We start from the raw sequence: 25,871 nt of genomic DNA, 5'->3' as shown, positions 1-25,871 counted from the left end.
CGTTGCTCCGGGAAAAATATGCGCCACCGCATGGGGTTGGTGGCGAGCCTCGGCCATGCGCTGATGCGCATCAACTAAGACTAAAGTATTTTCTATTGATCTGAGTCAATCAGAAAGAGACGTTATGCCGCACCCCGCGCACCGGTTTGAAGAGGGCGATACGGGGCTTCGACCGTCTTTCATTAGGCGAGCGTGACGTTAAGCGCGGGCAGCGGATGGCGCTCCAGTAAACCAGGGGCGCGCTCGTCGTCGGTGACGATGACATCGAAGTCTTCCAGCGAGGCAAAATAGGCCGGGCGCACCACGCCAAATTTGCTGGCATCGACCACCAACAGGCGCTGCATTGCCGTGGCAATGGCCGCTTGCTTTGGCCCTACTTCGTGAAAATGAAAGCAGCTTACGCCTCGTTCGCAATCCACGCCGGCAGCAGAGATCAGCGCCTTGTTGATGCCCAAGCGCTCGATGGCCGCGCCCATGCCGTCGCTGCCAAACGATTGAGAGGACGCGTAGAAAAGCCCACCTAGCAATACGAGGCGCACATTGGGCAGCCCAGCGACGGCGTTGGCTACGTTGAGGGCATAGGTCACTACGGTAAGCTCTCGGAAACGACTAAGCTGACCCAACAGTGGAATGAGCGTGGAGCCGCAGTCGATAAACAGCGTATCGCCCTCTTCGATGAAGCTGGCCGCGCGCTGGCAAAGGCGCTGTTTGACTTGGTAATGGCTCGCCTGCTGCTCGGTCAAATCGTATACCGGCGTCACGCCGGGGTAGCTGGCCATCACCAATCGCCCGCCCAACAGGCTAATGGCCGACGGCTGCGTCGAGAGATCCCGTCGAATGGTCATTTCGGAGACGCCGCACAGCTCGGCGGCATCGCGAAGATGCAGGGTTCCCCCGCTGGCCAGCGCTTCTTGCAGCATGGCCATGCGCTGTGCGCTGCGATCGTTCATGTCCGGCATCTCCTTATGATTCATTTTGTTATCGGCATTGCGCCCCGCCAGGCATCCTATGCTGAGCTAGGCCCCTGCCAATTTCCACTACTGCGCACTCTTTTCACTGGCGTCACCCACCCGTGATGCGCATATCACATTTAAATAGCGTTGATGTGACGATACTTGCAAATCAGCGTTAAAAAAATAACACTCAATGTTATAATTTTAACATCAACGCCAGCCCACACGACCCATAACGTCGGAACGCCAGCCCCTCTGGCTCCGAGATACAACCCTGTTGAGGCTTCCATGACTGCTCACTCTCACACTCGTTCTTCTACTTTCGTCACGCTTGGCGCTGGCGTTTTACTGACCGGTGCGGCGCTCGCTACACCCGTTTTGGCAGACGATGCCGAACCACGTACCCTCGACCGCTTGTGGTCGTTTGCCAACGTCTCGGTCAACTACCTGGATTGGTCCAACGGCACCGAAGCGCGCACGGCTAGCAATGCCGCGAAAAGCGACTTTACATTCGTCGAAATCGAAGGCGGCGTCGGCTTTAGCTGGGGCGAGTTCTACGGCTTCTTCGATTTCGAGAATCCGACCAATGATCAATTCGACCAAGCCAGCGGAGGTAAAGACAACTTCCGCACCGCTGGTAAAGTGACCTCGCACATCTACCTGGGCGACAGCCCGCTGTCGATTTACGCCCACCTGTACGATTTCCGCGACTACGGCTTCAACGGCCGCGAGCAGGATCAAATTCTTGGCCTCGGCTATCGCACCACGTTCGATAATGGTCTGTGGTTCAAGCCCTTCATTGGTGCCGCGCGAGTACAAAGCGATGGCTACACTGGCATGAATGGCTTCATGGCAGGCTGGGTCGCGGGCTACGATTTCACCGCTGGCAACCAAAACTTCAGCGTCACCAACTGGCACGAGCAGACCTTCGGTCGTGACGATGAGTATCTTTCTCAGAACTACGTGAATGGTACCGCTGGCAGCGTGGGCACCAACGGAGCGCTGAGCCTATGGTGGCACCCGTCCGACCTGATCACGACGGGCGTGCAGTACCGCTACTCAGAGAATAAACTGGGCACCCCGGATGCTTACCAAAACGCGATGATCTACTCAGTGAAGTTGAACTTACTGTAATCGCTCACACTCCTCACGATCCGAAGGTACTCCCATGACCCTCATCATGAGCTTGGTTGGTATGGTCACCCTAGTGGCCATTGCCCTGATTTTTTCTTACGACCGCAAGTCGATTCGGCTGCGCACCGTGCTGGGTGCCTTTGCCATCCAAGCCGGTATTGGCGCGTTCGTGCTTTACGTTCCGTTTGGCCAAGCGGTGCTTCAGGCCATCTCGGCGGGCGTTAGCCAGGTGCTGGTGTACGCCAACGACGGTATCGGCTTTTTGTTTGGTGGCATTGCCGATGTAGAAAACGTCGGTTTCGTGTTTGCCATCAAAGTACTGCCGGTCATCATCTTCTTCTCGTCGCTGATTGCCGTACTCTACTACCTGGGCATCATGCAGTGGGTCATTCGGATTCTGGGCGGCGCACTGCAAAAAGCATTGGGCACCTCGCGTACCGAATCGCTCTCGGCCACGGCCAATATCTTCGTCGGCCAAACCGAAGCACCACTGGTGGTGCGTCCATTCATTGCCCGCATGACGCCATCGCAGCTATTCGCGGTGATGTGCGGCGGTTTGGCCTCGGTGGCCGGTTCGGTGCTGGCGGGCTACGCCGCGCTGGGCATTCCGATGGAGTACCTGGTGGCCGCCTCGTTCATGGCAGCACCGGGCGGTCTGCTGTTCGCCAAGCTGATCATGCCGGAAACCCAAGACGCCGAAGACAGCGACAGCGTTTCCAAGGTCGATGAAGAGCTGAAAGAGCAGGACGACAAGCCTACCAACGTACTGGATGCCGCGGCGTCCGGCGCGACCTCCGGCCTGATGCTGGCAGCCAACGTTGGTGCGATGCTGCTGGCGTTCATCGGGTTGATCGCGCTGATCAACGGCATTTTAGGCGGCGTTGGCGGCTGGTTCGGCTTTGAATCGCTGAGCCTCGAGCTCATTCTCGGCTGGCTGTTTGCGCCGCTGGCGTTCCTGCTCGGCGTGCCGTGGGAAGAGGCAACGCTGGCAGGTTCGTTCATCGGCCAAAAGCTGGTGGTCAACGAGTTCGTCGCCTACATCAATCTAGCGCCGTACATCGATGGCGAACAGGTCGTGGCGGCAACGGGTCAACTGATGACCCCGCACACCATGGCCATCCTGTCATTTGCCCTGTGCGGTTTCGCTAACCTGTCATCGATTGCCATTCTGCTGGGTGGCCTGGGTAGCATTGCTCCCACGCGCCGCAAAGAAATTGCCCGCTTCGGTGTCAAAGCGGTCTTGGCCGGTACGCTCTCTAACTTGATGTCTGCTTCCATCGCCGGCTTCTTCATTGCGCTAAGCAGTTTGACGGCGTAACGCAGCGAGCACCACACCATTCAACGGGCGCTGCTATGTTTTCGCAGTGCCCGTTTTGTCTTTTATCGATTTGCGAGAATGTCATGAACGCTACTGCCTCCCCCCAGCTCACCCAAGCCCAACTCACCCAAGCCGCTCGTCAAGCTTTGTCGCTAATGGATTTGACCAGCCTGAACGACAGTGACACCGACAGCGTGATCGAAGCGTTGTGCCAGCAGGTAAAAACGCCGTTCGGCAACCCGGCGGCGGTGTGCGTTTACCCGCAGTTCATCGTCACCGCTGCCCGCGCGCTCAGTGCCCACAAGCTGGAGAGCCAAGTCAAGATCGCCACGGTCACCAACTTCCCCCACGGCGGCGACGATATCATGGGCGCTGCCCGTGAAACCCGCGAAGCGGTAGCGTCAGGTGCCCACGAGGTCGACGTGGTGTTTCCTTACCGTGCGCTGATGGCAGGCGATGAAGAGACGGGGCGCGAGCTGGTGGAAATGTGCAAAGCCGCCTGCGGCGGGCAAGCCCAGCTTAAAGTCATCATCGAATCTGGCGAACTCAAGGAGCCTGCGCTTATCCAACGTGCAAGCGAGCTGGCCATCGAAGGTGGCGCTGACTTCATCAAGACATCCACCGGTAAAGTACCGGTGAACGCCACGCTAGACGCCGCTGAGATCATGCTAAAAGCCATCAAAGCCAGCGGTAAAAATGTCGGTTTCAAAGCCGCTGGTGGCGTTCGCACCGCCGAAGAAGCGGCCCAGTATCTGGCGCTGGCTGCCGACATTATGGGTCCGCAGTGGGTGACGCCCGAGCACTTCCGGTTCGGTGCGTCCAGCCTACTGACGAACCTACTGAACACGCTCAACGGCAATGCCGATGCCGCGACCAATGGAGGCTACTAAATGTCGTCAAACGCTTCTCACCATGCCCTGCTCCCCCAAGAACTGATTCGCCTGAAGCGCGACGGCCAGCCGCTGCCCGCTGAAGAGATCAAAGCTTTCGTGCAGGGCATTGCCGACGACCGCATCAGCGACGCGCAGATCGGTGCTTTCACCATGTCGGTGTTTTTGAATGGCATGAGTCGTGAAGAGGTCGTGGCGCTGACCACCGCGACGCGCGATTCAGGCCACGTGATGCAGTGGGATTCGCTCAACCTGCCTGGCCCGATCGTGGACAAGCACTCTACCGGCGGCGTGGGTGACCTGGTATCGCTGGTGTTGGGCCCTTGGGTCGCCGCCTGCGGCGCCTTCGTCCCGATGATTTCTGGCCGCGGCCTGGGCCACACCGGCGGCACGCTGGATAAGCTGGAATCGATCCCTGGCTACGACCCCTACCCCGCTCCCAAGCGCTTCAGCGAGGTCGTAAAATCCACCGGCGTGGCGATCATCGGCCAAACCGGCAACCTCGCCCCGGCGGACAAGCGCATCTACGGCGTGCGTGACGTGACCGCCACCGTGGAATCCATTCCGCTGATCACTGCGTCCATCTTGGGTAAAAAGCTGGCGTCTGGCCTGGACGCCCTGGTCATGGACGTCAAGGTCGGCAGCGGCGCGTTCATGCCCACCCCGGAAAAATCCCGCGAACTGGCGAAAAGTATCGCCAATGTCGCGACCCAAGCAGGCACGCCCACCACCGCCCTGCTGACCGATATGAGCCAGCCGCTGGCCCCGTGTGCCGGTAACGCGGTGGAGATCGTCGAAACCCTGGCGCTGCTGCGCGGCGAGCGCGCCAACAGCCGCGTGATGCAGGTCACCCGCGAACTCGCCGTCGAAATGCTGATGGCGGGCAAACTGGTGGCTAACCGCGAAGAAGCCCTTACCAAGTTAGACAAAGCGCTCACCTCCGGCGCAGCCGCAGAAGTCTTCGCCCGCATGGTGCGCGAACTGGGCGGCCCCGCCGACTTCATGGAGCGTTCGGACAGCTACCTGGCCACCGCACCGGTCATTCAGGCAGTGTACCCCGAGCAGAGCGGCATCGTGCAGCGCTTCGATAACCGTACCGTGGGCATGAGCGTGGTGGAGCTGGGCGGTGGCCGTCTGCGTAACGACGCCAGCGTCGACCACAGCGTCGGGTTTAGCGATATCGCCGAAATCGGCGACCGTGTGGATAGCCAGCGCCCGCTGGCCATCGTTCACGCCCGCACCGAAGAGGCCGCCGCTCGTGCCGCCGCCCAGCTACGCGCGGCGGTCACCGTCGGCGACGCCGAGGCCACCGCCGACGCCCTGCTGCAAGAGACCTTCCGAGGAGAAGCCTAATGCGTCGTGCCATCGTCTTAGTTCTGGACTCTTTTGGAATCGGTAGCGCGCCGGACGCCGCTACCTTTGGCGACCAGGGTGCCGACACCCTGGGCCACATCGCCGCGGCCTGCGCCCGTGGCGAAGCGGATACCGCCGAGCGCTCCGGCCCGTTGAAGCTCCCCAACATGGCCGCGCTCGGCCTGTTCCACGCCCACCGGGATGCCACCGGCAGCGTCGCGGAAGGCGTCAGCCTGCCCGAGCAGTTGAGCGGCGCTTACGCCCACGCCAAAGAGATCTCCAGCGGTAAGGACACCCCTTCCGGCCACTGGGAAATTGCTGGAGTACCGGTGCGCTTCGACTGGGGTTACTTCAGCGACAAGACCGACAGTTTCCCCCAAACGCTGCTGGACAGCATCGTCGAGCAGGCCGACCTGCCTGGCGTGATCGGTAACTGCCACGCCTCGGGCACCGAGATCATTGCCCGCCTGGGTGAAGAGCATATCCAGAGCGGCAAGCCGATCGTCTACACCTCGGCAGACTCCGTGTTCCAGATTGCCGCCCACGAAGAGCATTTTGGCCTGGAGCGCCTCTACGCCCTGTGCGAAACCGTGCGCGAACTGCTGGCGCCGTACAACATTGGCCGCGTCATCGCCCGCCCGTTCATCGGCGATGACAGCCAAAACTTTGCCCGCACCGGCAATCGCCGCGACTACAGCATCGAGCCGCCCACCCCGACCGTGCTGCAAAAACTCGCCGATGCCGGGGGCGAAGTGGTCTCGATTGGCAAGATCGCCGACATCTACGCCCACTGCGGCATCACCCACAAGGTCAAAGCCAGCGGCCACGACGCGCTCATGGAGGCCACTCTAGCGGAAGTCGCGCGCACCGCACGCGAGACTAGCGACCGCCCAACCATGATCATGACCAACTTCGTAGATTTCGACTCGGTCTATGGCCACCGCCGGGACGTGCCGGGCTACGCCGCTGCGCTGGAGCACTTCGACGCCCGCCTGCCGGAGCTGCTGGCGGCGCTTAACGACGACGACCTGCTGCTGCTCACCGCCGACCACGGCTGCGATCCCAGCTGGGAAGGCACCGAGCACACCCGCGAATACGTACCGATCATGGTGCGCGGCGCAGGCTTCGCCCCCGGCCCGCTGGGCGAGCGCGGCACCTTCGCCGACATCGGCCAAACCCTGGCCGACTACTTCACGCTCGAGGCGATGGCCGACGGCGACAGCTTTTTGACCAAAGCCGCTTAAAGGAGAGAGACACAATGGCTACCCCCCATATCAATGCCGAAAAAGGCGATTTCGCCGATACCGTCCTGATGCCCGGCGACCCGCTGCGCGCCAAGTACATCGCCGATACCTATCTCGAGAACGTGCGCCAGGTGAACGACGTGCGCAATATGTTCGGCTACACCGGCACTTATCAAGGCCGCGAGATTTCCGTAATGGGCCACGGCATGGGTATTCCTTCCGTCTCCATTTACGCCAAAGAGCTGATTACCGATTACGGCGTGAAGTCGATCATTCGCGTCGGCTCCTGCGGCGCGGTGCGCGACGACGTGAACGTGCGTGACGTGGTGATCGGCATGGGTGCCTGCACCGACTCCAAAGTGAACCGCATGCGCTTCAACGACCACGACTTCGCTGCCATCGCCGACTTCGAGCTGACCAGCCACGCCGTGGCGGCCGCCAAAGCGCAGAACGTGCCGGTCAAAGTCGGCAACATCTTCTCAGCGGACCTGTTCTACAACCCGCAAACCGACATGGCCGAGCTGATGAAGCGCTACGGCATCGTCGGCGTCGAGATGGAAGCCGCTGGCCTTTACGGCGTGGCTGCCGAGTTCGGTGCCCGCGCGCTGACCATCTGCACCGTGTCGGATCACATCCTAAAAGGCGACTCGCTCTCCAGCGCCGACCGCCAAACCACTTTCAACGACATGATGGTGATTGCGCTCGATACCGTGCTACGCGACGACGCCGCCCGCGCCTAAGACGATGCCCACTCACGCCATTCAGAGGATAACAGCATGAATCGAGCGGATCCGGCCTTGGTCGACACGCTGCTGACCACCCTGGGCAACGCCTACGCGCCCTACTCCAACCACCCCGTGGCGGCGGTGATGGAGTGCCCCGACGGCCAGCAGTTTGCGGGTAGCAACGTAGAAGTGGCCCACTACAAAGGGCTGTGTGCCGAAGCCTCGGCCATTTCTGCCATGATCACCGCTGGCCAGCGCGAGCTTGCCAAGGTGTATGTGATGGGCCCTGGCGAGCACCTCTGTACACCCTGCGGCGACTGCCGCCAGCGCATCCGCGAGTTCGCCACCCCCAGCACGCAAATCATGGTGCTCTCCAAGCAGGGCGAGGTGCTGAAAACCTACACCATGGACAGCCTACTGCCCGACGCCTTCGGCCCGGAGCAGCTGCCGGAGCGCTAAGAGGTTTCGCGCAGCACCAGCGCCACCGGCAGCGACACGTGCCGGGGCGCTTTTCCCGCCAGCGCTTCGCTCAATAGCTCGACACTCATCGCCGCAATGGCGGCAATGTCCTGGCGCACCGTCGTTAATCCGGTGGCTAGGGTAGGCAGGTCGTCAAAGCCGGTCACGGCCACGTCTTCGGGCACACGAATATCGCGATCTTCCAGCGCAGCGACACAGCCGAGCGCCAGTTCGTCGGTGGCGCAGACCAGCGCATCGAACGGTAATGACGTAGTGTTTCCATGATCGAGAAAGCGGTTGAGGTGTCGGTAGCTAGTGAGCGAGTCGGAAGTGAACCGATGGGGCAGGCTCAGAAGCTGTTCGCTCAGCCCCGCTTCCGCTATGGCTCGTTGATAGCCGGAAAGACGACTATGGGGGCGCGGCACGTCCAACTCGCCACCCACGAAGGCAATCCGTGTTCGCCCTTGCCCGATCAGATGGCGCGTGATTTGGTACAGGCCTGAGACATCGTCCGGGGCCACCGAGAACCCTTCCCCGGCGTTGCCAATCCGCACGAACGGTATGCCCGCCTCACGTAGCAGCGCTGGGCGCTCGTCTTCGCCGGTTTCCCCTAGCAAAATCGCTGCGCCGGCCCTTTCGGGCAGCGCCGAGGTTTGGTCGTGGTGAAAGAAGATCGGCACCATGCCCTGCTGGTGCAACGCGACGGTTAGGTGCTGGTAGAGGAGAATATAGTAAGGGCGCAGTTCGATATCTTGCCGCCCCAATGAAATGCCTACCACAGCGGCTTTTCCGCTAATCAACTGCCGCGCCGCCGCGCTGGGCTGATAGGCCACTTCACGGCTAATGGTGAGAATTTTATCGCGCAGCGCGTCGCTGATCCCCGGTTTACCGTTGAGCGCCCGGCTGACCGAGGCAATCGAGACCTCGGCGCGCCGGGCGATTTCGCGGATGGTGGCGGTTTGCGCGCTCGGTGTGTTCTGTTTCATGCCATGCCTCAGCCAGTCGGGCCCTGATTGTACAAAAAGCGTGGCCGAAAATCGCTGAGTACACGGACGCTAACGCTGCTCGCGCTACCAGCCACGCCGCCCTAAACGCGCCAGCTCACTATCCAACTGCTGCACCGCCTGCTCTGGCGTGACGCTGCCGGACAGCGCTTCGTGAACGCGATTGAAGATCGCGTTGGAGACACGTGTGTAAGCATCGCCAGTGACGCTGGCCGGGCGCGGCACGCCGCTCATCACCGTTTCATAAAGCTCGCCAATGAACGGATGCGCGGCCAGAACCTCGTCGTCTTCGTACAGCGCGGGGCGCGTGGGGTTGCGTCCAAACTCGATGGCATGCGCTTTTTGCTGTGCTTCGGCGGTAAGATAGGCCACCAAGTCAGCGGCGGCCTGCGGCTCGTCCGAATAGCGGGAAACTGCCCAGTTCCAACCGCCCAGCGTGGCAACGGACTCGCCCTCAGGTCCACTGGGCAGCGGCGCTACGCTGAACTTGTTTTGAATCGGCGTGCCGTCCGCTTGGCCCAGCGACCATGCGTAGGGCCAGTTACGCATGAACACCGCATTGCCCGCCTGGAAAACGCCGCGGGCTTGCTCTTCCATGTAATTACGCACGCCTTCTGGGCTGATATCCCCCACCCAGGAGGCCGCCAGCGTCAGGGCGTCCACCGCTTGTGGGTTATTCACCGTTACCTGCCCTTCAGCATCCACAAAGGTACCGCCGCCATGGCTTGCCACCCACTCCAGCGCATTGGTGGTCAGCCCTTCGTAGGCGCGGCCCTGAAAGACGAAGCCATGCATGCGCTCGTTGCCCGCCTGCCGCTCGGCGTTTTGAATGCGCCGGGCAGTGTCGGTCAGCGCTTGCCACGTCTGCGGCACCTCGGCGCCATACTGCTCGAGAAGATCGTGGCGATAGTAGAGCAGTCCCGCATCGGTGAACCACGGCAGCGCGACCAGCTTGCCCTGTACGGTATTGTTCTCCATTAGCGAGGGAATGAAACCCTCGGTGGCGGATGCTGGTAGATACTCGTTCAAATCCACCAAGTGCTCTGCCAGCAGCCCCGGCCAGACGATATCCACCATCAGCACATCGACATCTTCCGACTGGCTGCCCAGCAGCTGTTGATAAAGCGAGAGCTTTTCAGTGGGTGAAGCGGGCGTAGTGACGATAGTGACCTGGTGGCCGTTGGCCTCGGCCCAGCGCTGGGAGAGTTCGGGGCAGAAATCCGCTGCCCCGCCATCACCGCAGGCCACGGTGATCTCGGCGGCCAAAGCAGGCAGTGCCACTGGCAGTAACGTCATCAGCAGCAACGGTGTTTTCAATGTAGGGCGCATCGGGGAATCCTCATCTTGTTATTGGGTGTCTTGCCTCAAAAGATGCGTGATGAAATGGTACTTATTAGCTGGCAATTGCCAGGCTGCGGTCCTCCTGGCTGGAAACGAAACAGGCGTCCAGCACGGTTTGAATGGCCGCACCACGGGCAAAGTCGGGCTGATCGTTTTCGCCGGTGCGAATGCTTTCGATAAAGCGCTGATAAATGCTGGGCGTTGGCGGCGCCTTGACGGTGCTCCAGCGGGCGGGGTGCACGTCATCGTTCAGGCACACCTGTACGTCGTCTTTGGAGGCGTCCAGATCCAGGCGAATCGCGCCTTTATCGCCGTGAACGCTCAGCGTTAGCGAGTTGTGGTGGCCGGTGGCCCAGCGGGTCGCTTGAATCGTACCCATGGCCCCATTGGCAAAGCGCACGCGCATCAGCGCAGTGTCGTTGGCATCCAGCACGTAGTCGCCAATGCGGTTATCCGGGGCTTTGTCGAAGCAGGTGAGTTCGCAGTTGACCCGGGTGATATCGCCCACCGGGAAGCTGGCAAAATCGACGATATGCACGCCCACATCGCCCAGCACGCCTTTGCTGCCGTGGGCTTCCGAGAGCCGCCAGAGCCACTGGCTATCCTCATCCCAGCGCCCCCAGGCGTTGCTTACCAGCCAGCTCTGGCGATAGCTGGCATCCACGTGGCGAACGGTGCCGATGGCACCACCGGTAATTAGTGCTCGGGCGTGCTGAATGGCAGGGGCATCCCGGTAGCTCAGGTTAACCATGTTGATGACCTTGGCGGCCTGGGCGGCAGCGGCCATCTCGTGGGCATCCTCGGCATTGGTGGCCAGAGGCTTTTCACACAGAATGTGTTTACCCGCTGCAATGGCGGCCAACGACGTGGCCTTGTGCACGCCATCCGGAGTGACATTGCTCACCGCGTGGATATCGTCCCGAGCCAACATGGCGTCCAGGTCTTGATACACATCGGCAATGCCGTGGCGTTCGGCAAACGCCTGGGCTTTGGGATAGTCGCGATCGCAAACGGCCACGACCTCAACGCCTTCGATGCGGCCATAGTGCTTGGCGTGCTCCCCCGCCATGCTGCCCGCGCCAATGATTGCGATACGGATCATTTGAAGCCCTCCTCACCGGGTTTGTGCAAGCTTTCGCCTTTGATCTCGACCGGGTTGGGTGCCTGGTCGGCGGGGATGTTGGGGCAGCTGTCGATCCACCGGGCGCCCTCCGGCTGCGTCCAGAGCACGGCGTTCTTGAGCACCCGCTTGACCTGCTCGTCGTAGTAGATCGGGTAGGTTTCGTGGCCGGGACGGAAGTAGAAAATCTTGCCGTTGCCACGCTTGTAGGTCAGGCCAGAGCGGAACACTTCGCCGCCCTCGAAGGCACTGATGAAAATCACCTCGTCCGGGTTGGGCACCGCAAAGGGTTCGCCGTACATTTCGGTATGGGGCAGTTCGAGGTAATCTCCGAGCCCTTGCACGATGGGGTGGCCAGGGTTGACGACCCAAAGGCGCTCGCGCTCGCCGGCCTCTCGCCATTTCAGTGAGCAGGTAGTGCCCATCAAGCGTTTGAAGATTTTCGAGTAGTGACCGGAGTGCAGCACGATCAACCCCATGCCCTGCAGCACGCGCTTTTGCACGCGGTCGACGGTCTCTTCCAGCACGTCGCCGTGGGCGGCGTGGCCCCACCACAGCAGCACGTCGGTATTCTCCAGCGTCTCTTCGCTGAGCCCTTGCTCTAAATCTTGCAGCGTGACGGCGGTGGCGGACAGCGCCTCTGACTCATTCAAACCGTCGGCGATGCACTGGTGCATGCCGGTGGGGTAAATGCGCGCTACCACCTCGTTGGTTTGCTCGTGGACGTTCTCGCCCCATACGGTGACTCGCAGTGCCATCGCTCTCTCCCAAGCGTATTCGTATATCGCCTCACCAGCCGTTTTGACCGGCGCCTGGGAAAAAGTAAACGTTTACGATTTCAGAGTAAACGTTTACTTTTTAGCTTTTAGTCGCATTCAATGGCAAAGGAAAAGCGATTAGGTGTCGCGGTTTTCGGCAACTCGCTCGACATCCACGATACCGGAACGGCTCACCACGACTTTCCAACGGGCCAGATAGGGGGCATCTTCACTGCCGGTCTCGCGTATCACCAGATTGAAAAGATGGCGACGTTCGACGCTCTCCCGCACTGCCTGACCCTCTTTGAGACGATAGATGTGGTGTTTGTCTTTGCTCATCAAACGCGTCAGCATCGAGAGGTCGATATGCAGCGTTTCACGAGTGTGTTCGTATCCGCTTAGAAAGCGGGTGGGCGACATATGCGAGCTGGAGCGGTAATGCATGACCACTTCGTCCCGCTGGGCAACGGTGCGCCGCCGCATCTGCTGAATGTCACGATCCAAGGCGGCGTAGCGTTTGTAGTCAAACCACTCAAGCTGCCGCCCCACCAGGGCATTGCGGGTAGGGTCGATATACTGACGTCGCCATTTGGGACGGCCACGACGTAACCAGCGCCATAGCGTGTTGCGCAGATCGTCTTTGAACACTTCCCGCAACGCATAGAGCAGCGCCATGGCCAGTACGAACAGGGCGGTGATATCGCCCAGGGCGCTGCGCAGTTGCAGCACGCCCAGCGAAACGAATGCCATCACCACCGCTGTTGCCAGGGCTTTCACTGCTTTCTGCTCGCCATTACCCAGCTCCAAAGCACGCTGTTTCAGGGTGATGGGATGCTCGATGAGACGTCGCAATAAACGCATTTTATTCGACATGCGAGTGGGGTCTTCCACCACTCGCTCAGCGTTGTACTCCTGCGTCTGACGATACTCCCCTTCGCGCTGACAAACCGTCAAGAAGCGCCGTTTGATGTCGCTAAATCGCCCTCCCCTGGGCATGTGCGCGATCAGCGCCAACAGCTGCTGCTCGGTGAACCAGGAGAGGTAGTTGTCGATATTGGCAAAGTATTTATAAAGACGATCGTCGCTGGGCGGGTTGCGCCGCAGGCGTTTGAGAATGCCGTCACTCAGGTCACTCATTTCCGCGAGCCGTTTGGTCAGTGCGTTGGCCTTCTCATCCCAGGCGTCTGGCTCATCGGTTGGATCGCGACGCAGCTTACGGGCGTCAGCCAGCAAGGCTTGGGTGGTGCGCTCCAAGGCCCCCACGTATTGATAGGCGTAAAGGCTGAGGCTCAAGCGGTAAGAGTCGCTGCCCAACTGGTTACGGCTAGCCAATCGGCTATGCACCAGCGGCAAGTGATACTCGTCGCTGTAGTAGGTGCGCGAGACACTGATCGCACCATGATAAAATGCCTCTTCGGAAATGACGTGAGTGCTCAACCCAAGCTCTTTGGGCACGAACAAATACACATCGAGCGTATGCGAGGTTTCTTCTTTTAGCCGCCGCGATAGGCGCAGTTGGAAGCTATTTTTACGCTCAACGTTGATCACCTCACGAATCTCCTACTTCATTGCCAAACACGATGATATACCATGGTGAGCTCGCCATAGTGGTCTGCTAAACAGAGGCTACGGTTTACTACTTCGCCTTGGAGCTAGGGAATGTCCATCGCCCGTTTTTCACCCTTTGAGCTGCTGCTGCTCAAAAGCCGCAGCCAAGTGGATACGGCCACACTACTACTGCTGGGCTGGGTGCTGGTGCACCGCCAGCACGTCTCGGAAGGCCAGCGGCGTCGCCGCTTGGCCCAGGTGACATCGCAGTTTCGCCACGGACACGAACTGGGGCCGGTGATGAGTATTGCCCACAGCCAAGACCTGCACGCCATTCAGCTGGCCGCCGAGGTGGTACGCAAAGAGTGTTCTAAAGAGCGTAGCCTGAGTGTGATGCACCAAGCGATTACCGTGGCCACGGACGACGGCGATATTTCGTTGGCTAATCATTACATTCTGCGGTTTTTAGCCGATTTGTTAAACGTGACGCCCACGACCCTGGGTACGCTGTTCCAAGAGCTGACCGGCCAGCCGCTGCGCCAGCCGGAAGACCCGAGCCGCGACGCCTACTGGCAAGCTCACGACCCGGACTACTATGCCCGCAAAGCGCGGGAAGAAGCCGAGGCTGCACAACGCGCCAAGGCATCGCAGGCCGAGCAAGAACAGCAGCAGCGGGCCAAAGCCGATAAGCAGCAGGAAAAAAAACAGAAGCAGCAGGAAAAAAAGCAGCAGAAAGAGGACGCCCGCCGCGCCAAAGCGCGGGCGGAACAGTCCAGCGCCGAACAGGCCCGAGCCGAACAAGCGCGTCAGGAGCAGGCACGCCAAGAGCAGGCGCGGCAAGAGGAGTCACGACGACGCCAGCAACGTAGCAGCCCACCGCCTCCCGATCGCACCACTCGCGCCCTCGCCGTCCTGGGGCTGACGCCAGGGGCGAGCAAAACCGATGTACGCCGCGCCTATCGCCGCATGGCCCAGCTTCACCACCCAGATCGCTTCTACTCCGAGAGCGAGCACCAGGTCGCTCTAGCGTCGGCGCGTTTTCAACGCATCAAAAATGCCTATGATTATTTGATGCAAACCTACTAATCACTACGCTTGGAAAGAGACTTCCTGGATTATGCGCGACCTGTACCAACGCCTCGCCCTGACACCAGAGGCCAACGACCAGCAGATCAAGAGTGCCGTGGACCGCTGCCCCAATAGCGCGCTACGCCAGGATGCCACGTCCGTGCTCGCCGTGCCGCCTCATCGGCAAACCTACGACACCCTGCACAATACGCTGAGTGACATTGGCCGCCTGCGCGCTCGCCTAGGCCTGACCCACGGTGCCCATTGGCAGGGCGACGTGGCCAACGACTTCTCTTTACCGCCGGATCATGCAATCTCTCGCCACGATGAACTGGTCGATCGCGTCAGCCATGCGGTCTCGCTCTACAACCGCTGGCGCCGCCTGCGCGGGCCATGGCTACTCATCGCCGTTTTCACCGTGGGGGCGAGTATAGGCCTCGCTCTGGGGTTTGCCCTGAGCATGGGGCTTGGCTTGGGCTGACGTGCCGTGGCGCTCCCGCTCGTCTTGACGGATTTCCGCCTGAGTGGGGCGTGGTGCGGGCTTCGGGGGCGTCGGCTTTTTGTGCGCCTCGTCTGCCGAAGAGGAAGCACTCTCCTCCCCTCGCTCCAGGCTTAGGTCGGTGCCGGAGGCGTCTTCCATACGCGACTCGGAGCGTGCCTCCATGCTGACACTCAAACGCGGCACGCCCAGGTCGATCTCTTGCGCTTCCATGCGCTGCTTCAGCAGCAGATTGAAGGCACGAGAGACATCCCACTGCATTTCCGGTGCGGTGCGAAAACGCATCCGCAGGATGGGGCAGCCCTCTTCGAAGCCCTGCACGCCCTGCATCTCTAGCGGCGACCAGATGTAGTGACGCATCATCGGGTCCTTGCGCAGCTCCTGGGCGGTCTCCTGCATCAGAGTAATCGCATCGTCGATTTTCATATCGTAAGGAATGCGAATACGCATCAGCGCAATACCGAACTGGCGAGACATATTGTGGATCGATTCGATGCGGCTAAAGGTGATGATGTGCACCACGCCATCCAGGTCTCGCAGCCGCACGGTGCGCAGCGTCAGACCTTCTACCGTGCCCATGTGCCCGTTGATCTGCACGAAGTCGTCCACCGCTAGCGAGTCTTCGATCAGTATGAAGATACCGGTGATCAAATCCTGCACCAGGGTTTGCGCACCAAAACCGATGGCCAGACCGATCACACCGGCACCGGCCAGCAGCGGCGTGACGTTTACCCCAAGATTGGCTAGCCCTGCGATCACTGCGATGATGAGAATCGCTACGAAAATGACGTTGCGAATCATCGGCGTGATGGTTTGCGCACGGGCTTGATTCACCCGCCGCCCGCGTGAGCGGGCCGACGAGGTCAGCGCCCGCTGAATGGCCGTATCGGCAAAGATCCATACCAACCACGCCAGCAAGATCGTTGCCCCTAGACTTACTAGCGCTTGCCCGATGCGGGCGCTGGCCACCGCCTGCTGGCCTAAACCAAACAGCGAACCGCCCCACACTTGCATGGAGAGCTCGGCGAACACCATCCACGCGCAAATATGTGCCAGCACGAACCCGAAACGTTCCAAACGCTTGCGGTACTGGCTGAAGCGGCGGCGATGGCGGCGCTTGTTGAGCCGCTCGGCTTGGCGGCGCAGCAGCCCGGTCACGACTAGCGTCAGCACCAGTAAACTGGCAGAGACAATCGAGCGCGCCAGGGCCGTCCCCACATCCCCCACGGTAATGAAAATCGCCAGCAGCGAGCCGCCCACCATCAGCAATGCCGGAATATGCCATAGCCCGCCAAGCGCCCGTACCATCTCGACGGCGGTGCTGGCATCGCGTCGCTGTTTGTAGGGTCGGTTACAAATCAGATGACGGATCGGCCGCTGAAATTTGAAGATGAAACGAGCCGACAAGAGCGCTGCCAGCATGTTCGCCAATACCGATACGAGGCTGGAGAGCTCTGCCCCCAGCAGCTCCACCAGCCGCGTGGAGTTCACCGCATCGCCCAAGGCAATCAGCGCGCCGATGACGAACAGACCGCGTAGCGCTTTGTGCTGTAACACCTGCACTGCCGGGAAGCGGTGCCCACGGCTAAAGAAGGCAATGACGGTCTCGAAAACCACCGAGAGCGCCCGACCACATAGGCAGATGTACGCCACCACCAATACCACTGCCCGCCCGGGGCTATAGGGGAGAATTTGCCCGATACCGAGGGTAATGGCGAAGGCCAGCGTCCAGGGCAGCATTCGACGCAAAAAATGCACTGCCAACAGCCACGCTTTGGGGTCCCTTGGCAGGTCCAGCGGCCAGTGACGTCGCGTGGCGATCAAGCGACCAAAGGCGATCATGACGACCAATAACGCGCTCCACACGAAGGCCAACACCGCGCCGTCGGCTATCGCGCGAATGGCTTCTCCTTGATCTGCATCATCGTTCAGGGCGCGTAAGTCCTCGACGCCCTGCACGAGCTGGCGGGACCACTCATCGATGGGCGAGTCGCCCGCCTGAGCCTGCTCGCCAATGTCGGTCAACGTGTCGGCCAGCGCGCCTAACAACCCCTGGCGAACGACGCCATCCTCCTCGGCGGCCTCGGTGCTCACCTGCAGCTCGCGCAGCGAGTCCAGTAGTGCGGTGCGCTGCTCCTCGTTTTCGAGCATCGAGATCACATCGCTCAGCGAGCTCTGAAACTCCTCGTTGCTCACCTCCGCCTGCTCCGACGACTCACTGCCGGTCAGGTTGGGCAGCGAGACACTTTGCGCAGACGCCGCAGAACCGAGCAGCAGGCTGAGTAAGATGCCGACGATGATCTTGGTTATCCAGTGCTGTCGCACGCATTGCTCCCGACATAGACCGGCCAAGGGAGCCGGTGATTAACATTGAACACGCGGATGGCGCTCAGCCTCGACGCGTGATTATGATAGGCTGACGCTACAAACGTTCACCTCAAGGATACCGAGATGACGCTGCAAGCCCCACCCAAACGCGACAATAAAGATGGCCAGCGGCGCCGTGTCGGCGTCGAAATCGAATTCGCTGGTTTACCGCCACGCGAGACCGCCGAGCTGGTGCGCATGCTGTTTGGTGGGGAGCTTAACGTGGTCAGCCCTCATCGGCTACAGGTGGAAGGCACCCGTTGGGGAGAGTTCGGTATCGAGCTGGACACCCAATATGCCCACCCCGATAAAGCCCTGCTGGAAGAGCATCACGAAAGCGATAGCGAGTGGGCACGTCAACAGCATCAGCGTCGGGTCGAGTTCCATCAAAAAACCCGAGAACTGATTGGCGACATGGTGACCGGCTTGGTGCCCACCGAAATCGTCTGCCCACCCATTCCATGGGACGAGCTGGAAACGCTGGATACGCTCTTCGAAACGCTGCGAGAAAAAGGTGCCAAAGGCACCGATGCCAGCCTGCTCTATGGCTTTGGCCTGCATCTCAATCCCGAGGTGGAGAGCGATGAGGTGGATTATCTGCTCGCCATGATGCGCGCTTATCTGCTGCTGGCCAGCTGGCTACGCGAAGAGATCAAAGTCGATATCACTCGGGAAATGCTGCCCCACGCCAACCCGTTTCATAAAGAGTATGCGCTGAAGGTGCTGGACGCCCGCTACCAGCCGGACCTGGATACTTTCATCGAGGACTACCTGGACCACAACCCCACCCGCAACCGAGAGCTGGATCTGCTCCCGCTGTTTGCGTATCTGCGTCCCAACCACCCGCACCCGCTGCTGCATGGCGAGTTGACCAAGCCGCGCCCGACCTTCCACTATCGCCTGCCCAATGCCCAGCTCTCACAGCCAGGCTGGGGATCGGTACTGGAGTGGAACCGCTGGGTCGAAGTCGAGAAGCTAGCCGCCAACGATGACGTGCTGCGAGCGCGCTGCGATGAATACATTGCCGAGCATGGCAAGCCTTGGTGGGAACGCTTGAAGGCAGCGCTATCGAGGCCGTTTGGCGCCTCATGACTCTCCCCTGCCTTCATTCATCACAGCAATAAGAGACGCTCACCGCATGCCTCGACCGCTGATCGGAATCACCACCTCGGATCGTAAAAGCCAACTTGCCTGGTGCTTTGACTGGTTTGCCGTCTGGCGACAGGGCGGCAAGCCGCTTCGCCTGTCGCCCTCTCGGGCTCTCCCAGACCACCTGGACGGTTTGATCATTGGCGGTGGCGACGACATTCAAGCGCACCTATACGGCGGCGAAGTTCAGCTCGACGTGCGTTTGGACCCCGCCCGAGACGAGCTGGAGCTGAGCCTGCTCAACCGCTTCATCCCGCAAAACACGCCGGTACTCGGCATTTGTCGTGGGGCGCAGTTGATCAACGTGCACCTAGGCGGCACGCTGGATCCGGATATCTATACCACCCATGAAGGTTTGAAGCGGCGGCGTACCGTGCTGCCCCGTAAAACGGTCGATATCGTCGGCGGCAGCCAACTGTATCAACTGCTGGGCGTTACTTGGTGTCGGGTGAACAGCCTGCATCACCAGGCCGTCAACCGCGCGGGAAAAGGCATCCAGATCGTTGCACGGGATCGCGACGGATTGGTCCAAGGGATCGAATCAGAGGACCACGACTTTCTGATCGGCGTGCAGTGGCACCCGGAGTGGCTGATTTTCAACCGTCCCCAGCAGCGCCTCATTAGCGCGCTGGTGACGGCCGCCAAACAGAGCCGCGAACGGGCTAGCGCTTGAGCGCTGCCAGCGCCGCGTCGTAATCCGGTTCGTTTTTCAGTTCGCTCACTAGCTCGCTATGCAGCACACGGTTGTCCGTATCCAGCACGACCACGGCCCGCGCGCACAGTCCTTCCATGGCGCTATTGCAAAGCGCCACACCCCAGGCCTTTTGAAATTCGCGATGACGAAAGGTGGAGAGCGTTTCGACATCGTCCAACCCTTCGGCGCCACAAAAGCGTTTGGCGGCAAACGGCAGGTCTGCGGATACGACAAGCACGATGGTATTCTCCAACTGGGAGGCCAGCTCGTTGAAACGCCGAGTGGACATCGCGCAGGTAGGGGTATCGACACTGGGGATGATGTTTAGCACCTTACGCTTGCCCTGATAGGTCTCCAGGGTGACATCTTCGAAGTCGGTGTTTGTCAGCGTCATCTCGGGGGCAGCTTGACCTACCGCAGGCAGCGTGCCCGCAACGTCCATCGGCGCGCCCGCGCGGGTAATCTGTTGCATCTACAGCTCCTAATGTATGGTAAAACGTTGGTCGAGGAAGACGTTTTAGCTTACAGCGGAATCACCCGATTCGGCTATCTTTCCACTGCCGCGATACGATAACGAGAATGCCATGGCCTCTTTAGTCATCATCAAAACCGGGGATGCCTTCCCTGAAGTGGTCGACCAACACGGTGATTTCGAGCAGCTGTTCACACGCCGATTGAACGAGGCGCTTCCTTCGGGAGTCACGCTCGAGGTATGGGATGCGCGGCTGACGTCGACCCCACCCGACGACATCGTCGGCGCCGTGATCACCGGTTCGCATAGCATGGTAAGCGAGCAACCCTCCTGGAGCGAGGCGCTCAAGCCGTGGCTGCAGCAAGCCCTTGCCGATGACCTGCCGCTGCTGGGCGTTTGTTACGGACATCAGCTCATGGCAGCGGCCTTTGGCGGCATCAGCGACTACCACCCTGCCGGGCGAGAATCGGGCACGCGCACGGTGCGATTGACCCAAGCAGGCCAGCAAGACCCACTCTTTCGCCAGCTACCCGAGCACTTTCCCGCGCACCTCACCCATGCCCAGTCGGTAATGCAGCTTCCCCATGGCGCCACGATTTTGGCCCACAACTGTCACGACGCTCACCAAGCGCTGCGTTACGGGCCACGCCAATGGAGCGTGCAATTTCACCCGGAGTTCTCTTCCCCGGTGATGCGTGCCTATATCGAGCGTCAACGCGCCGCCCTACGCGACCAGGGCGACGATCCTGATCGACTGCTGGACGACATTCGTGAAACGCCAGACGCCACCAGCTTGCTGCAGCGCTTTCTCGGCTTTATCTAAAGCAGCCGCCTTTGGCTCGCTTTATGGTCCCTCCGTGACGCCAGCCGATCGGCCAACCGGGTCGGCTCGGGCAGCTTGGTGCGTCCCAGACATCGCAACACCCACTCGAGCGACGTTTCCAGCGTGAGCCGATGCCCCGGCGAGACGAACACCGGCTTGACGTTTTCCCGCGAGCGCAGCACGGCACCGATCACCTCTTGATCCGCCATCAGCGGCACCCAATCACCCCGCGCGTCGCCTACCGCGCCATGCGTGCCGGTTAAGCGTGACTTGGCGATACCGATGGTAGGCAGATCGAGCCACAGCCCCAAGTGTGCTGCTACGCCAAGTCGCCTTGGATGGGCAATGCCTTGGCCATCGACCATAACAAGCTGTGGCCGCGTTTCGAGCTTGGCAAATGCGCCTAGCGCGGCAGGAATCTCCCGAAAGGAGAGCAAGCCGGGAATATAGGGCATGCGGGTAGGTTCGCGATGCACCACCTGCTCGACCACGGGCAACTGAGGAGCCGCCTCAGGTGACCACTTCAATACGACCACCGCCGCCCGCGTTACCGCGCCCTCCTCCTCGAAGCCAATATCCACCCCCGCGATATACCTCACCGGATCGATGCGATCACGGCTCTCCAACTGCTTGGCGAGCCGTGACTGCAGGGCAATCGCCTGTTTGGGTGACAGGTTCCATTCGTGTAGCGCAGCGTCCATGCAGGCTCCTTGTATCCAGGTAATGAACATTTAGCGTAGCCAAAAAAAATCCCCCTATGCCAGCAGGCACGGGGCCAGTGGCATAGGGGGATGTGACTCATCGGTTAGGCGCTAACCAGCGCCTAGCAATGAGTTATGCGCGTTCGCGACGGCGAACCGGGGCATCGCCATCGTCACGACGACGGCGCGGGGCGCGCTCCGGCGCACGGTCTTCGCTGATTTCCAGCGGGCGACCGGCCACACGGGCGCGGGCCATTTTCGCCAGAATCGTGGAGGGCAACCCGCTGGGCAGCTCGACCACGGAGAAGGCGTTACGGATATCGATACGGCCGATACGTGCGCCTTCGATACCACCTTCGTTCGCCAGCGCGCCGACCAGTTGGCCCGGCTTCACGCCGTCTTTATGGCCTACCGAGACGCGGTAGCGGGTCATGCCTTCGCTGGGCGCGCTGGAGCGCTCGCGGCGGGCACCACCCGGCTTGCCCGGTGCGCCATCGCGCGGGGCACGCTCTTTGCGCGGTGCCTGAAGACGACCAATCGGCGCTTCGTCAGCACGGGCCATGGCGGCAAACGCGCAGGCCAGCTCAACGGCGTCATGCCCCTCTTCCACCAGGCGCTCGACCAGGGCGCGCTGCTCTTCAGCGCCTTTGGTCAGTGCAGCCACCACGCGGTGATGGAATACGTCGTCACGGTGAGCGCGGATAGCGGCTTCGTCAGGTAGCGGCATTTCGGTCATTTTCTGACCGGTGGCCTGCTCCATCCAGCCCACTTTGCGGCCTTCACGGAAACCCGCGAACGTAATCGCGATGCCGCTACGGCCCGCACGACCGGTACGACCGATACGGTGGGTGTAGGCTTCTGCATCTTGCGGTAGGTCGTAGTTGATCACGTGGGTGATACGCGGAACGTCGAGGCCACGGGCCGCCACATCGGTCGCGATCAACACATCGACCTTGCCACGCTTCAAGCGGGTAATGGTGCGCTCGCGCAGGCTCTGATCCAAATCACCCGATAGGCCAGCGGCGTTGACGCCACGAGCGGTCAACTGCTCGACCAGCGTGGTACAGGCCGCACGGGTGCGCACGAAGACGATAGCGGCATCGACCGGCTCGACTTCGAGAATACGCGACAGCGCTTCCAGCTTGGCACCACCGTCGACACGCACGAGGCGCTGCTCGATGTTTTCACCTGTGGTCGTGCGCGACTCGATCGCCACCTTCACCGGGTTGACCAAATAACGGTTGACGATGCGCTCGATTTCCGTCGGCAGCGTGGCCGAGAAGAAGACACGCTGGGCATCTTTCGGGGTATCGGCAACCACGCGTTTGACGTCGTCGATAAAGCCCATGCGCAGCATTTCGTCGGCTTCGTCCAGTACCAGTGCGGAGAGACCGTCCAATTTCAGGCTGCCGCGATCCAAGTGGTCGATCACTCGGCCCGGTGTGCCAACGACCACTTGTGCGCCACGCTTCAACGCACCTAGCTGTTCACGGTACTCTTGACCACCGCAGAGGGTAGCCACTTCCAACCCCTGAAGGTTTTGGCCATAACGGCTAAAAGAGACGGCGACCTGTTGAGCCAGTTCGCGGGTCGGCGCAAGCACCAGCACCTGGGGCTCGCGACGCTGCATGTCGAGACGCGACAGCAGCGGTAATGCGAAAGCAGCGGTTTTGCCGGTACCCGTTTGCGCTTGGCCCAGCATATCGCGACCTTCCAGCAACGCAGGAATGGTCTGCGCCTGGATGGGTGAAGGAGTTTCGTAGCCCTGTGCTTCAACAGCAGACAGAACGGCAGGCAATAGAGCCAGATCGCCGAAGCTCGGCGAGGCGACAGAAGTCGAGGTCATTAATCACACCTTGGTAGGCCGGAAGAACCGGCAAAAAACATTGTAAGCGTCTCTGACTCTGTTTTCATGCAGCGCGTAACAGTACGCTGCAAAAGAACAAGGCTCCGCATCGCGGATATCGTCATCAGTGGAGTCGGAGACGCCGGTCGCACCTAGCATTCGGCTGGCAACACCGCATTTGCGGGCCAACCGCTGTGGCGACCTTCTGCGCCGATTTCACCCGTTTGGTGAAATACTGGAGGCGCGCCATCTTCACAGCAATGAACATCTGCAGTCAGTGAGATGTTCCCGCAAACGTTTCGACTGGCGTGGCACGTACTGCTCAGCGTCAGTGATGAACGTTTATCGTCGTGATGGAGGGGTCAACACATGCGAGGAGCGCGCATCCTAACACCCCCCACGGGTTCTGACCAGCCTTTTTGTTTTAACCCATATCAATACCCGAGCTTGCACATGTGCATATGTCGTCTAACCTGAGAGATGCCTGATGACGTTCACGAACTTCAAGGAGTGATAAACATGAACTGGGATCAAATCGAAGGCAGATGGACAGAAGTGAAAGGTAAAGCCCGCGCGAGTTGGGGTGAGATCACTGACGACGAGCTGGATCAGATCGGCGGTAAAAAGGATCAATTGGTCGGTAAGCTTCAGCAAAAATACGGCTTGGAACGTGAAGAAGCTGAGCGCCGCGCGGATGATTGGGCCAACGGTCTCTAAACTCTGTCGTACGACGCCCTTTCACTAAGTCTTAATACCGAATTTATCAAGAGTAGCATGACGCTACCTACCGATAGCCACATGGAGAGAAGCTATGCGTAAATCTATTTTAACGACTGCCATCACAACGGCCCTCTTAGGCGGCATGGCGTTTGGTGTTCACGCCCAAACCGAGCCTCAGGGTATGTATTCCGCTGAAGACATCCTCGATGCAGACGTCTTCTTTGCCAATGGTTCTGGCGAAGAAATCGGGGAAGTCGACGATATTCTGTTCGATGAAGAGATGCGAATTTCTGCACTTGTCATCGAGAGTGGTGCGGTGTTGGGCTTAGGTGGCCGTGAAATCGTCGTCGACACGGACAATTTCACGCTCGAGACGCACACGGAAAGCGATGGTGAAACCGAACACCGCATCATGCTAGAAGCCACGTCAGAAGAGGTAGAATCCTTCCCAACGTATGATCGTGATTGGTGGGAACAGACCAAAGCCAATGCGCGGGATGCGTGGCAAACCACTAAAGAAGGCGCCCAGAGCGCCTGGCAGACGACTCGTGAAGCCGTGAACGACGAGTAATAGGTTTTAAATTTGTCCTGCTGTGACAAAGTCAAAGGCCATCCATGCGGATGGCCTTTTTGCATTTGAAGCACGGGGTCAGGATGAGTGGCGACGTATTCCCTGGCCTGGCAAACGCTCACGGTCATGAGAACGAGTAAAGTCCAATAGCGGCCCAGCAGGTACGATACGGGTAGGATTGATCGTATCGTGACTATAATAGTAGTGACGCTTGATGTGATCCATGTTGACCGTCTCGGCCACTCCAGGCCACTGATAAAGCTCGCGTACGTAATTCGAGAGATTGGGGTAGTCATCAATGCGTTTGAAATTGCACTTGAAGTGGCCAAAGTAGACCGCATCGAAGCGAATCAGCGTAGTGAAGAGACGAATGTCCGCTTCGGTCAGCCACTCACCCGCCAGATAGCGTTGCTCTCCGAGCCGCTTCTCCATGCGGTCTAGCGCATCGAACAGCGCCGTCACGTGCTTCTCATAGACCTGCTGATCCGTGGCAAAACCGGATTTGTACACCCCATTATTGATGTGGTCGTACACATCATCGTTCACGTCATCGATGACGCTGCGCAAATCGTCTGGATAGAAGTCCAAGTCATTGCCAGTCAATTCATCGAAGGCGCGGTTGAACATGCGCAACAGATCGGCTGATTCGTTATTGACGATGGCGCCGCGCTTTTTGTCCCATAAAACCGGCACAGTGACCCGGCCAGTGTACGTTGGGTCGGTCATGGTATAGAGCTGATGGTGAAACTCAGCATGGTTGATGGGATCACCGCTCGACCCTTCGTCTTGATGATAGGTCCAACCGTTTTCCAACATCAGCGGACTCACGTGGGACGCGCCGATCAGCGACTCCAGCCCTTTTAGTTTACGCATGATGAGCGCCCGGTGCGCCCAGGGGCACGCGAGCGATACGTAAAGGTGGTAGCGATCGGCTTGAGCCGGGTAGCTATCCCCGTCAGAGGCTTGGTCGCTACCCACCCAATCGCGCAGCTGCGCGGATTCGCGAACGAACTCCCCGCCATGCTTTTTGGTGTCGTACCACTGATCGACCCATTCGCCGTTGACTAACAGTCCCATCGGGCGCCTCCTGCATTGAACGTTTTTCGATGTGTAT

Annotated in this window: 25 protein-coding genes; 14 read left to right on the top strand and 11 right to left on the bottom strand. The window is 60.0% G+C overall.

Annotation, left to right across the window (positions count from 1 at the left end; translation table 11 throughout):
- Positions 1-182: 182 nt before the first annotated feature.
- Positions 183-950, bottom strand: a complete 768-nt coding sequence (locus GYM47_RS04510; protein ID WP_062374779.1) for a DeoR/GlpR family DNA-binding transcription regulator — start codon at positions 948-950, stop codon at positions 183-185.
- A gap of 291 nt (positions 951-1,241) precedes the next feature.
- On the opposite strand from GYM47_RS04510, the gene GYM47_RS04505 reads away from it, so the two are divergent.
- The 7 genes from GYM47_RS04505 to cdd all read left to right on the top strand — a co-directional run bounded on the left by GYM47_RS04505 (position 1,242) and on the right by cdd (position 8,076).
- Positions 1,242-2,087 (top strand): outer membrane protein OmpK, encoded by an 846-nt coding sequence (locus tag GYM47_RS04505; RefSeq protein ID WP_153842243.1) that lies wholly within the window; start codon positions 1,242-1,244, stop codon positions 2,085-2,087.
- 34 nt (positions 2,088-2,121) lie between these two features.
- A complete protein-coding gene (locus tag GYM47_RS04500; RefSeq protein WP_153842242.1) occupies positions 2,122-3,405 on the top strand; it encodes a NupC/NupG family nucleoside CNT transporter in 1,284 nt (427 codons plus the stop codon).
- A gap of 83 nt (positions 3,406-3,488) precedes the next feature.
- Positions 3,489-4,295 carry a deoxyribose-phosphate aldolase gene (gene deoC / locus GYM47_RS04495; RefSeq protein ID WP_153842241.1) on the top strand — a complete coding sequence of 269 codons (807 nt, stop codon included), beginning with the start codon at positions 3,489-3,491 and terminating at the stop codon, positions 4,293-4,295.
- The gene (gene deoA / locus GYM47_RS04490; protein ID WP_153842240.1) at positions 4,296-5,648 is read left to right on the top strand and encodes a thymidine phosphorylase; all 1,353 of its coding nucleotides are present in this window, start codon (positions 4,296-4,298) and stop codon (positions 5,646-5,648) included. It begins immediately after the preceding gene.
- A complete protein-coding gene (locus GYM47_RS04485) occupies positions 5,648-6,892 on the top strand; it encodes a phosphopentomutase (protein WP_139525277.1) in 1,245 nt (414 codons plus the stop codon). The genes deoA and GYM47_RS04485 overlap by 1 nt, the downstream gene beginning before the upstream one ends.
- A gap of 14 nt (positions 6,893-6,906) precedes the next feature.
- Positions 6,907-7,632 (top strand): purine-nucleoside phosphorylase, encoded by a 726-nt coding sequence (gene deoD, locus GYM47_RS04480; protein WP_153842239.1) that lies wholly within the window; start codon positions 6,907-6,909, stop codon positions 7,630-7,632.
- A 36-nt stretch (positions 7,633-7,668) separates the two neighbouring features.
- The gene (gene cdd, locus GYM47_RS04475; RefSeq protein WP_153842238.1) at positions 7,669-8,076 is read left to right on the top strand and encodes a cytidine deaminase; all 408 of its coding nucleotides are present in this window, start codon (positions 7,669-7,671) and stop codon (positions 8,074-8,076) included.
- On the opposite strand, the gene GYM47_RS04470 is transcribed toward cdd, so the two are convergent.
- From GYM47_RS04470 to GYM47_RS04450, 5 genes are all read right to left on the bottom strand, one after another.
- Positions 8,073-9,062 (bottom strand): LacI family DNA-binding transcriptional regulator, encoded by a 990-nt coding sequence (locus GYM47_RS04470; RefSeq protein WP_153842237.1) that lies wholly within the window; start codon positions 9,060-9,062, stop codon positions 8,073-8,075. The genes cdd and GYM47_RS04470 overlap by 4 nt on opposite strands.
- Before the next feature lie 84 nt (positions 9,063-9,146).
- Positions 9,147-10,409: an ABC transporter substrate-binding protein gene (locus tag GYM47_RS04465; RefSeq protein ID WP_153842236.1), complete on the bottom strand. Its 1,263-nt coding sequence runs from the start codon at positions 10,407-10,409 to the stop codon at positions 9,147-9,149.
- A 64-nt stretch (positions 10,410-10,473) separates the two neighbouring features.
- A complete protein-coding gene (locus GYM47_RS04460) occupies positions 10,474-11,523 on the bottom strand; it encodes a Gfo/Idh/MocA family protein (protein ID WP_153842235.1) in 1,050 nt (349 codons plus the stop codon).
- Entirely contained in the window at positions 11,520-12,299 is a 780-nt protein-coding gene (locus tag GYM47_RS04455) for a ThuA domain-containing protein (protein ID WP_153842234.1), read from the bottom strand. The genes GYM47_RS04460 and GYM47_RS04455 overlap by 4 nt, the downstream gene beginning before the upstream one ends.
- 138 nt (positions 12,300-12,437) lie before the next feature.
- A complete protein-coding gene (locus tag GYM47_RS04450) occupies positions 12,438-13,847 on the bottom strand; it encodes a hypothetical protein (protein ID WP_139525270.1) in 1,410 nt (469 codons plus the stop codon).
- A gap of 111 nt (positions 13,848-13,958) precedes the next feature.
- On the opposite strand from GYM47_RS04450, the gene GYM47_RS04445 reads away from it, so the two are divergent.
- Both GYM47_RS04445 and GYM47_RS04440 read left to right on the top strand, forming a co-directional pair.
- Positions 13,959-14,933: a DnaJ domain-containing protein gene (locus GYM47_RS04445; protein ID WP_153842233.1), complete on the top strand. Its 975-nt coding sequence runs from the start codon at positions 13,959-13,961 to the stop codon at positions 14,931-14,933.
- Between the two features lie 31 nt (positions 14,934-14,964).
- Positions 14,965-15,396, top strand: coding sequence for a hypothetical protein (locus tag GYM47_RS04440; RefSeq protein ID WP_153842232.1), 432 nt, complete (start codon positions 14,965-14,967; stop codon positions 15,394-15,396).
- Here the strand turns inward: GYM47_RS04440 and GYM47_RS04435 are convergent.
- Complete coding sequence (locus GYM47_RS04435; protein WP_153842231.1) at positions 15,313-17,739, bottom strand: mechanosensitive ion channel family protein; 2,427 nt, start codon at positions 17,737-17,739, stop codon at positions 15,313-15,315. The genes GYM47_RS04440 and GYM47_RS04435 overlap by 84 nt on opposite strands.
- A gap of 126 nt (positions 17,740-17,865) precedes the next feature.
- Here GYM47_RS04435 and GYM47_RS04430 point away from each other — a divergent pair, with 126 nt between their 5' ends.
- Both GYM47_RS04430 and GYM47_RS04425 read left to right on the top strand, forming a co-directional pair.
- Positions 17,866-18,873 carry an amidoligase family protein gene (locus GYM47_RS04430; RefSeq protein ID WP_139525266.1) on the top strand — a complete coding sequence of 336 codons (1,008 nt, stop codon included), beginning with the start codon at positions 17,866-17,868 and terminating at the stop codon, positions 18,871-18,873.
- Between the two features lie 46 nt (positions 18,874-18,919).
- A complete protein-coding gene (locus tag GYM47_RS04425) occupies positions 18,920-19,603 on the top strand; it encodes a gamma-glutamyl-gamma-aminobutyrate hydrolase family protein (RefSeq protein WP_153842229.1) in 684 nt (227 codons plus the stop codon).
- On the opposite strand, the gene tpx is transcribed toward GYM47_RS04425, so the two are convergent.
- On the bottom strand, positions 19,593-20,096 hold the full coding sequence (gene tpx / locus GYM47_RS04420; RefSeq protein WP_153842228.1) for a thiol peroxidase: 504 nt from the start codon (positions 20,094-20,096) through the stop codon (positions 19,593-19,595). The two genes, GYM47_RS04425 and tpx, sit on opposite strands and share 11 nt — an antisense overlap.
- A gap of 112 nt (positions 20,097-20,208) precedes the next feature.
- On the opposite strand from tpx, the gene GYM47_RS04415 reads away from it, so the two are divergent.
- On the top strand, positions 20,209-20,919 hold the full coding sequence (locus GYM47_RS04415) for a glutamine amidotransferase (RefSeq protein ID WP_139525263.1): 711 nt from the start codon (positions 20,209-20,211) through the stop codon (positions 20,917-20,919).
- Here GYM47_RS04415 and nfi read toward each other — a convergent pair.
- Both nfi and GYM47_RS04405 read right to left on the bottom strand, forming a co-directional pair.
- Positions 20,916-21,620: a deoxyribonuclease V gene (nfi, locus tag GYM47_RS04410; RefSeq protein WP_139525262.1), complete on the bottom strand. Its 705-nt coding sequence runs from the start codon at positions 21,618-21,620 to the stop codon at positions 20,916-20,918. The two genes, GYM47_RS04415 and nfi, sit on opposite strands and share 4 nt — an antisense overlap.
- A gap of 133 nt (positions 21,621-21,753) precedes the next feature.
- Complete coding sequence (locus GYM47_RS04405; protein WP_139525261.1) at positions 21,754-23,466, bottom strand: DEAD/DEAH box helicase; 1,713 nt, start codon at positions 23,464-23,466, stop codon at positions 21,754-21,756.
- Positions 23,467-23,985: 519 nt separating this feature from the next.
- Here GYM47_RS04405 and GYM47_RS04400 point away from each other — a divergent pair.
- Together GYM47_RS04400 and GYM47_RS04395 are read left to right on the top strand one after the other, a co-directional pair.
- Positions 23,986-24,183 (top strand): CsbD family protein, encoded by a 198-nt coding sequence (locus GYM47_RS04400; protein ID WP_139525260.1) that lies wholly within the window; start codon positions 23,986-23,988, stop codon positions 24,181-24,183.
- Positions 24,184-24,277: 94 nt separating this feature from the next.
- Complete coding sequence (locus GYM47_RS04395; RefSeq protein ID WP_139525259.1) at positions 24,278-24,757, top strand: PRC-barrel domain-containing protein; 480 nt, start codon at positions 24,278-24,280, stop codon at positions 24,755-24,757.
- A 78-nt stretch (positions 24,758-24,835) separates the two neighbouring features.
- Here GYM47_RS04395 and GYM47_RS04390 read toward each other — a convergent pair whose 3' ends face one another.
- Complete coding sequence (locus GYM47_RS04390) at positions 24,836-25,834, bottom strand: glutathione S-transferase family protein (RefSeq protein WP_153842227.1); 999 nt, start codon at positions 25,832-25,834, stop codon at positions 24,836-24,838.
- Positions 25,835-25,871 lie beyond the last annotated feature (37 nt).

The organism is Vreelandella piezotolerans, assembly GCF_012427705.1.
Lineage (GTDB): Bacteria > Pseudomonadota > Gammaproteobacteria > Pseudomonadales > Halomonadaceae > Vreelandella > Vreelandella piezotolerans.
Note: the sequence above shows the minus strand (reverse complement) of the source record. Positions and strands in the feature narration are given on the sequence as shown.

Excerpts from the sequence above, each read along its gene's own strand:
- GYM47_RS04510 (WP_062374779.1), bottom strand. The coding sequence starts at position 950 with ATGAACGATCGCAGCGCACAGCGCATGGCCATGCTGCAAGAAGCGCTG.
- GYM47_RS04505 (WP_153842243.1), top strand. The coding sequence starts at position 1,242 with ATGACTGCTCACTCTCACACTCGTTCTTCTACTTTCGTCACGCTTGGC.
- GYM47_RS04500 (WP_153842242.1), top strand. The coding sequence starts at position 2,122 with ATGACCCTCATCATGAGCTTGGTTGGTATGGTCACCCTAGTGGCCATT.
- deoC (WP_153842241.1), top strand. The coding sequence starts at position 3,489 with ATGAACGCTACTGCCTCCCCCCAGCTCACCCAAGCCCAACTCACCCAA.
- deoA (WP_153842240.1), top strand. The coding sequence starts at position 4,296 with ATGTCGTCAAACGCTTCTCACCATGCCCTGCTCCCCCAAGAACTGATT.
- GYM47_RS04485 (WP_139525277.1), top strand. The coding sequence starts at position 5,648 with ATGCGTCGTGCCATCGTCTTAGTTCTGGACTCTTTTGGAATCGGTAGC.
- deoD (WP_153842239.1), top strand. The coding sequence starts at position 6,907 with ATGGCTACCCCCCATATCAATGCCGAAAAAGGCGATTTCGCCGATACC.
- cdd (WP_153842238.1), top strand. The coding sequence starts at position 7,669 with ATGAATCGAGCGGATCCGGCCTTGGTCGACACGCTGCTGACCACCCTG.
- GYM47_RS04470 (WP_153842237.1), bottom strand. The coding sequence starts at position 9,062 with ATGAAACAGAACACACCGAGCGCGCAAACCGCCACCATCCGCGAAATC.
- GYM47_RS04465 (WP_153842236.1), bottom strand. The coding sequence starts at position 10,409 with ATGCGCCCTACATTGAAAACACCGTTGCTGCTGATGACGTTACTGCCA.
- GYM47_RS04460 (WP_153842235.1), bottom strand. The coding sequence starts at position 11,523 with ATGATCCGTATCGCAATCATTGGCGCGGGCAGCATGGCGGGGGAGCAC.
- GYM47_RS04455 (WP_153842234.1), bottom strand. The coding sequence starts at position 12,299 with ATGGCACTGCGAGTCACCGTATGGGGCGAGAACGTCCACGAGCAAACC.
- GYM47_RS04445 (WP_153842233.1), top strand. The coding sequence starts at position 13,959 with ATGTCCATCGCCCGTTTTTCACCCTTTGAGCTGCTGCTGCTCAAAAGC.
- GYM47_RS04440 (WP_153842232.1), top strand. The coding sequence starts at position 14,965 with ATGCGCGACCTGTACCAACGCCTCGCCCTGACACCAGAGGCCAACGAC.
- GYM47_RS04430 (WP_139525266.1), top strand. The coding sequence starts at position 17,866 with ATGACGCTGCAAGCCCCACCCAAACGCGACAATAAAGATGGCCAGCGG.
- GYM47_RS04425 (WP_153842229.1), top strand. The coding sequence starts at position 18,920 with ATGCCTCGACCGCTGATCGGAATCACCACCTCGGATCGTAAAAGCCAA.
- tpx (WP_153842228.1), bottom strand. The coding sequence starts at position 20,096 with ATGCAACAGATTACCCGCGCGGGCGCGCCGATGGACGTTGCGGGCACG.
- GYM47_RS04415 (WP_139525263.1), top strand. The coding sequence starts at position 20,209 with ATGGCCTCTTTAGTCATCATCAAAACCGGGGATGCCTTCCCTGAAGTG.
- nfi (WP_139525262.1), bottom strand. The coding sequence starts at position 21,620 with ATGGACGCTGCGCTACACGAATGGAACCTGTCACCCAAACAGGCGATT.
- GYM47_RS04405 (WP_139525261.1), bottom strand. The coding sequence starts at position 23,466 with ATGACCTCGACTTCTGTCGCCTCGCCGAGCTTCGGCGATCTGGCTCTA.
- GYM47_RS04400 (WP_139525260.1), top strand. The coding sequence starts at position 23,986 with ATGAACTGGGATCAAATCGAAGGCAGATGGACAGAAGTGAAAGGTAAA.
- GYM47_RS04395 (WP_139525259.1), top strand. The coding sequence starts at position 24,278 with ATGCGTAAATCTATTTTAACGACTGCCATCACAACGGCCCTCTTAGGC.
- GYM47_RS04390 (WP_153842227.1), bottom strand. The coding sequence starts at position 25,834 with ATGGGACTGTTAGTCAACGGCGAATGGGTCGATCAGTGGTACGACACC.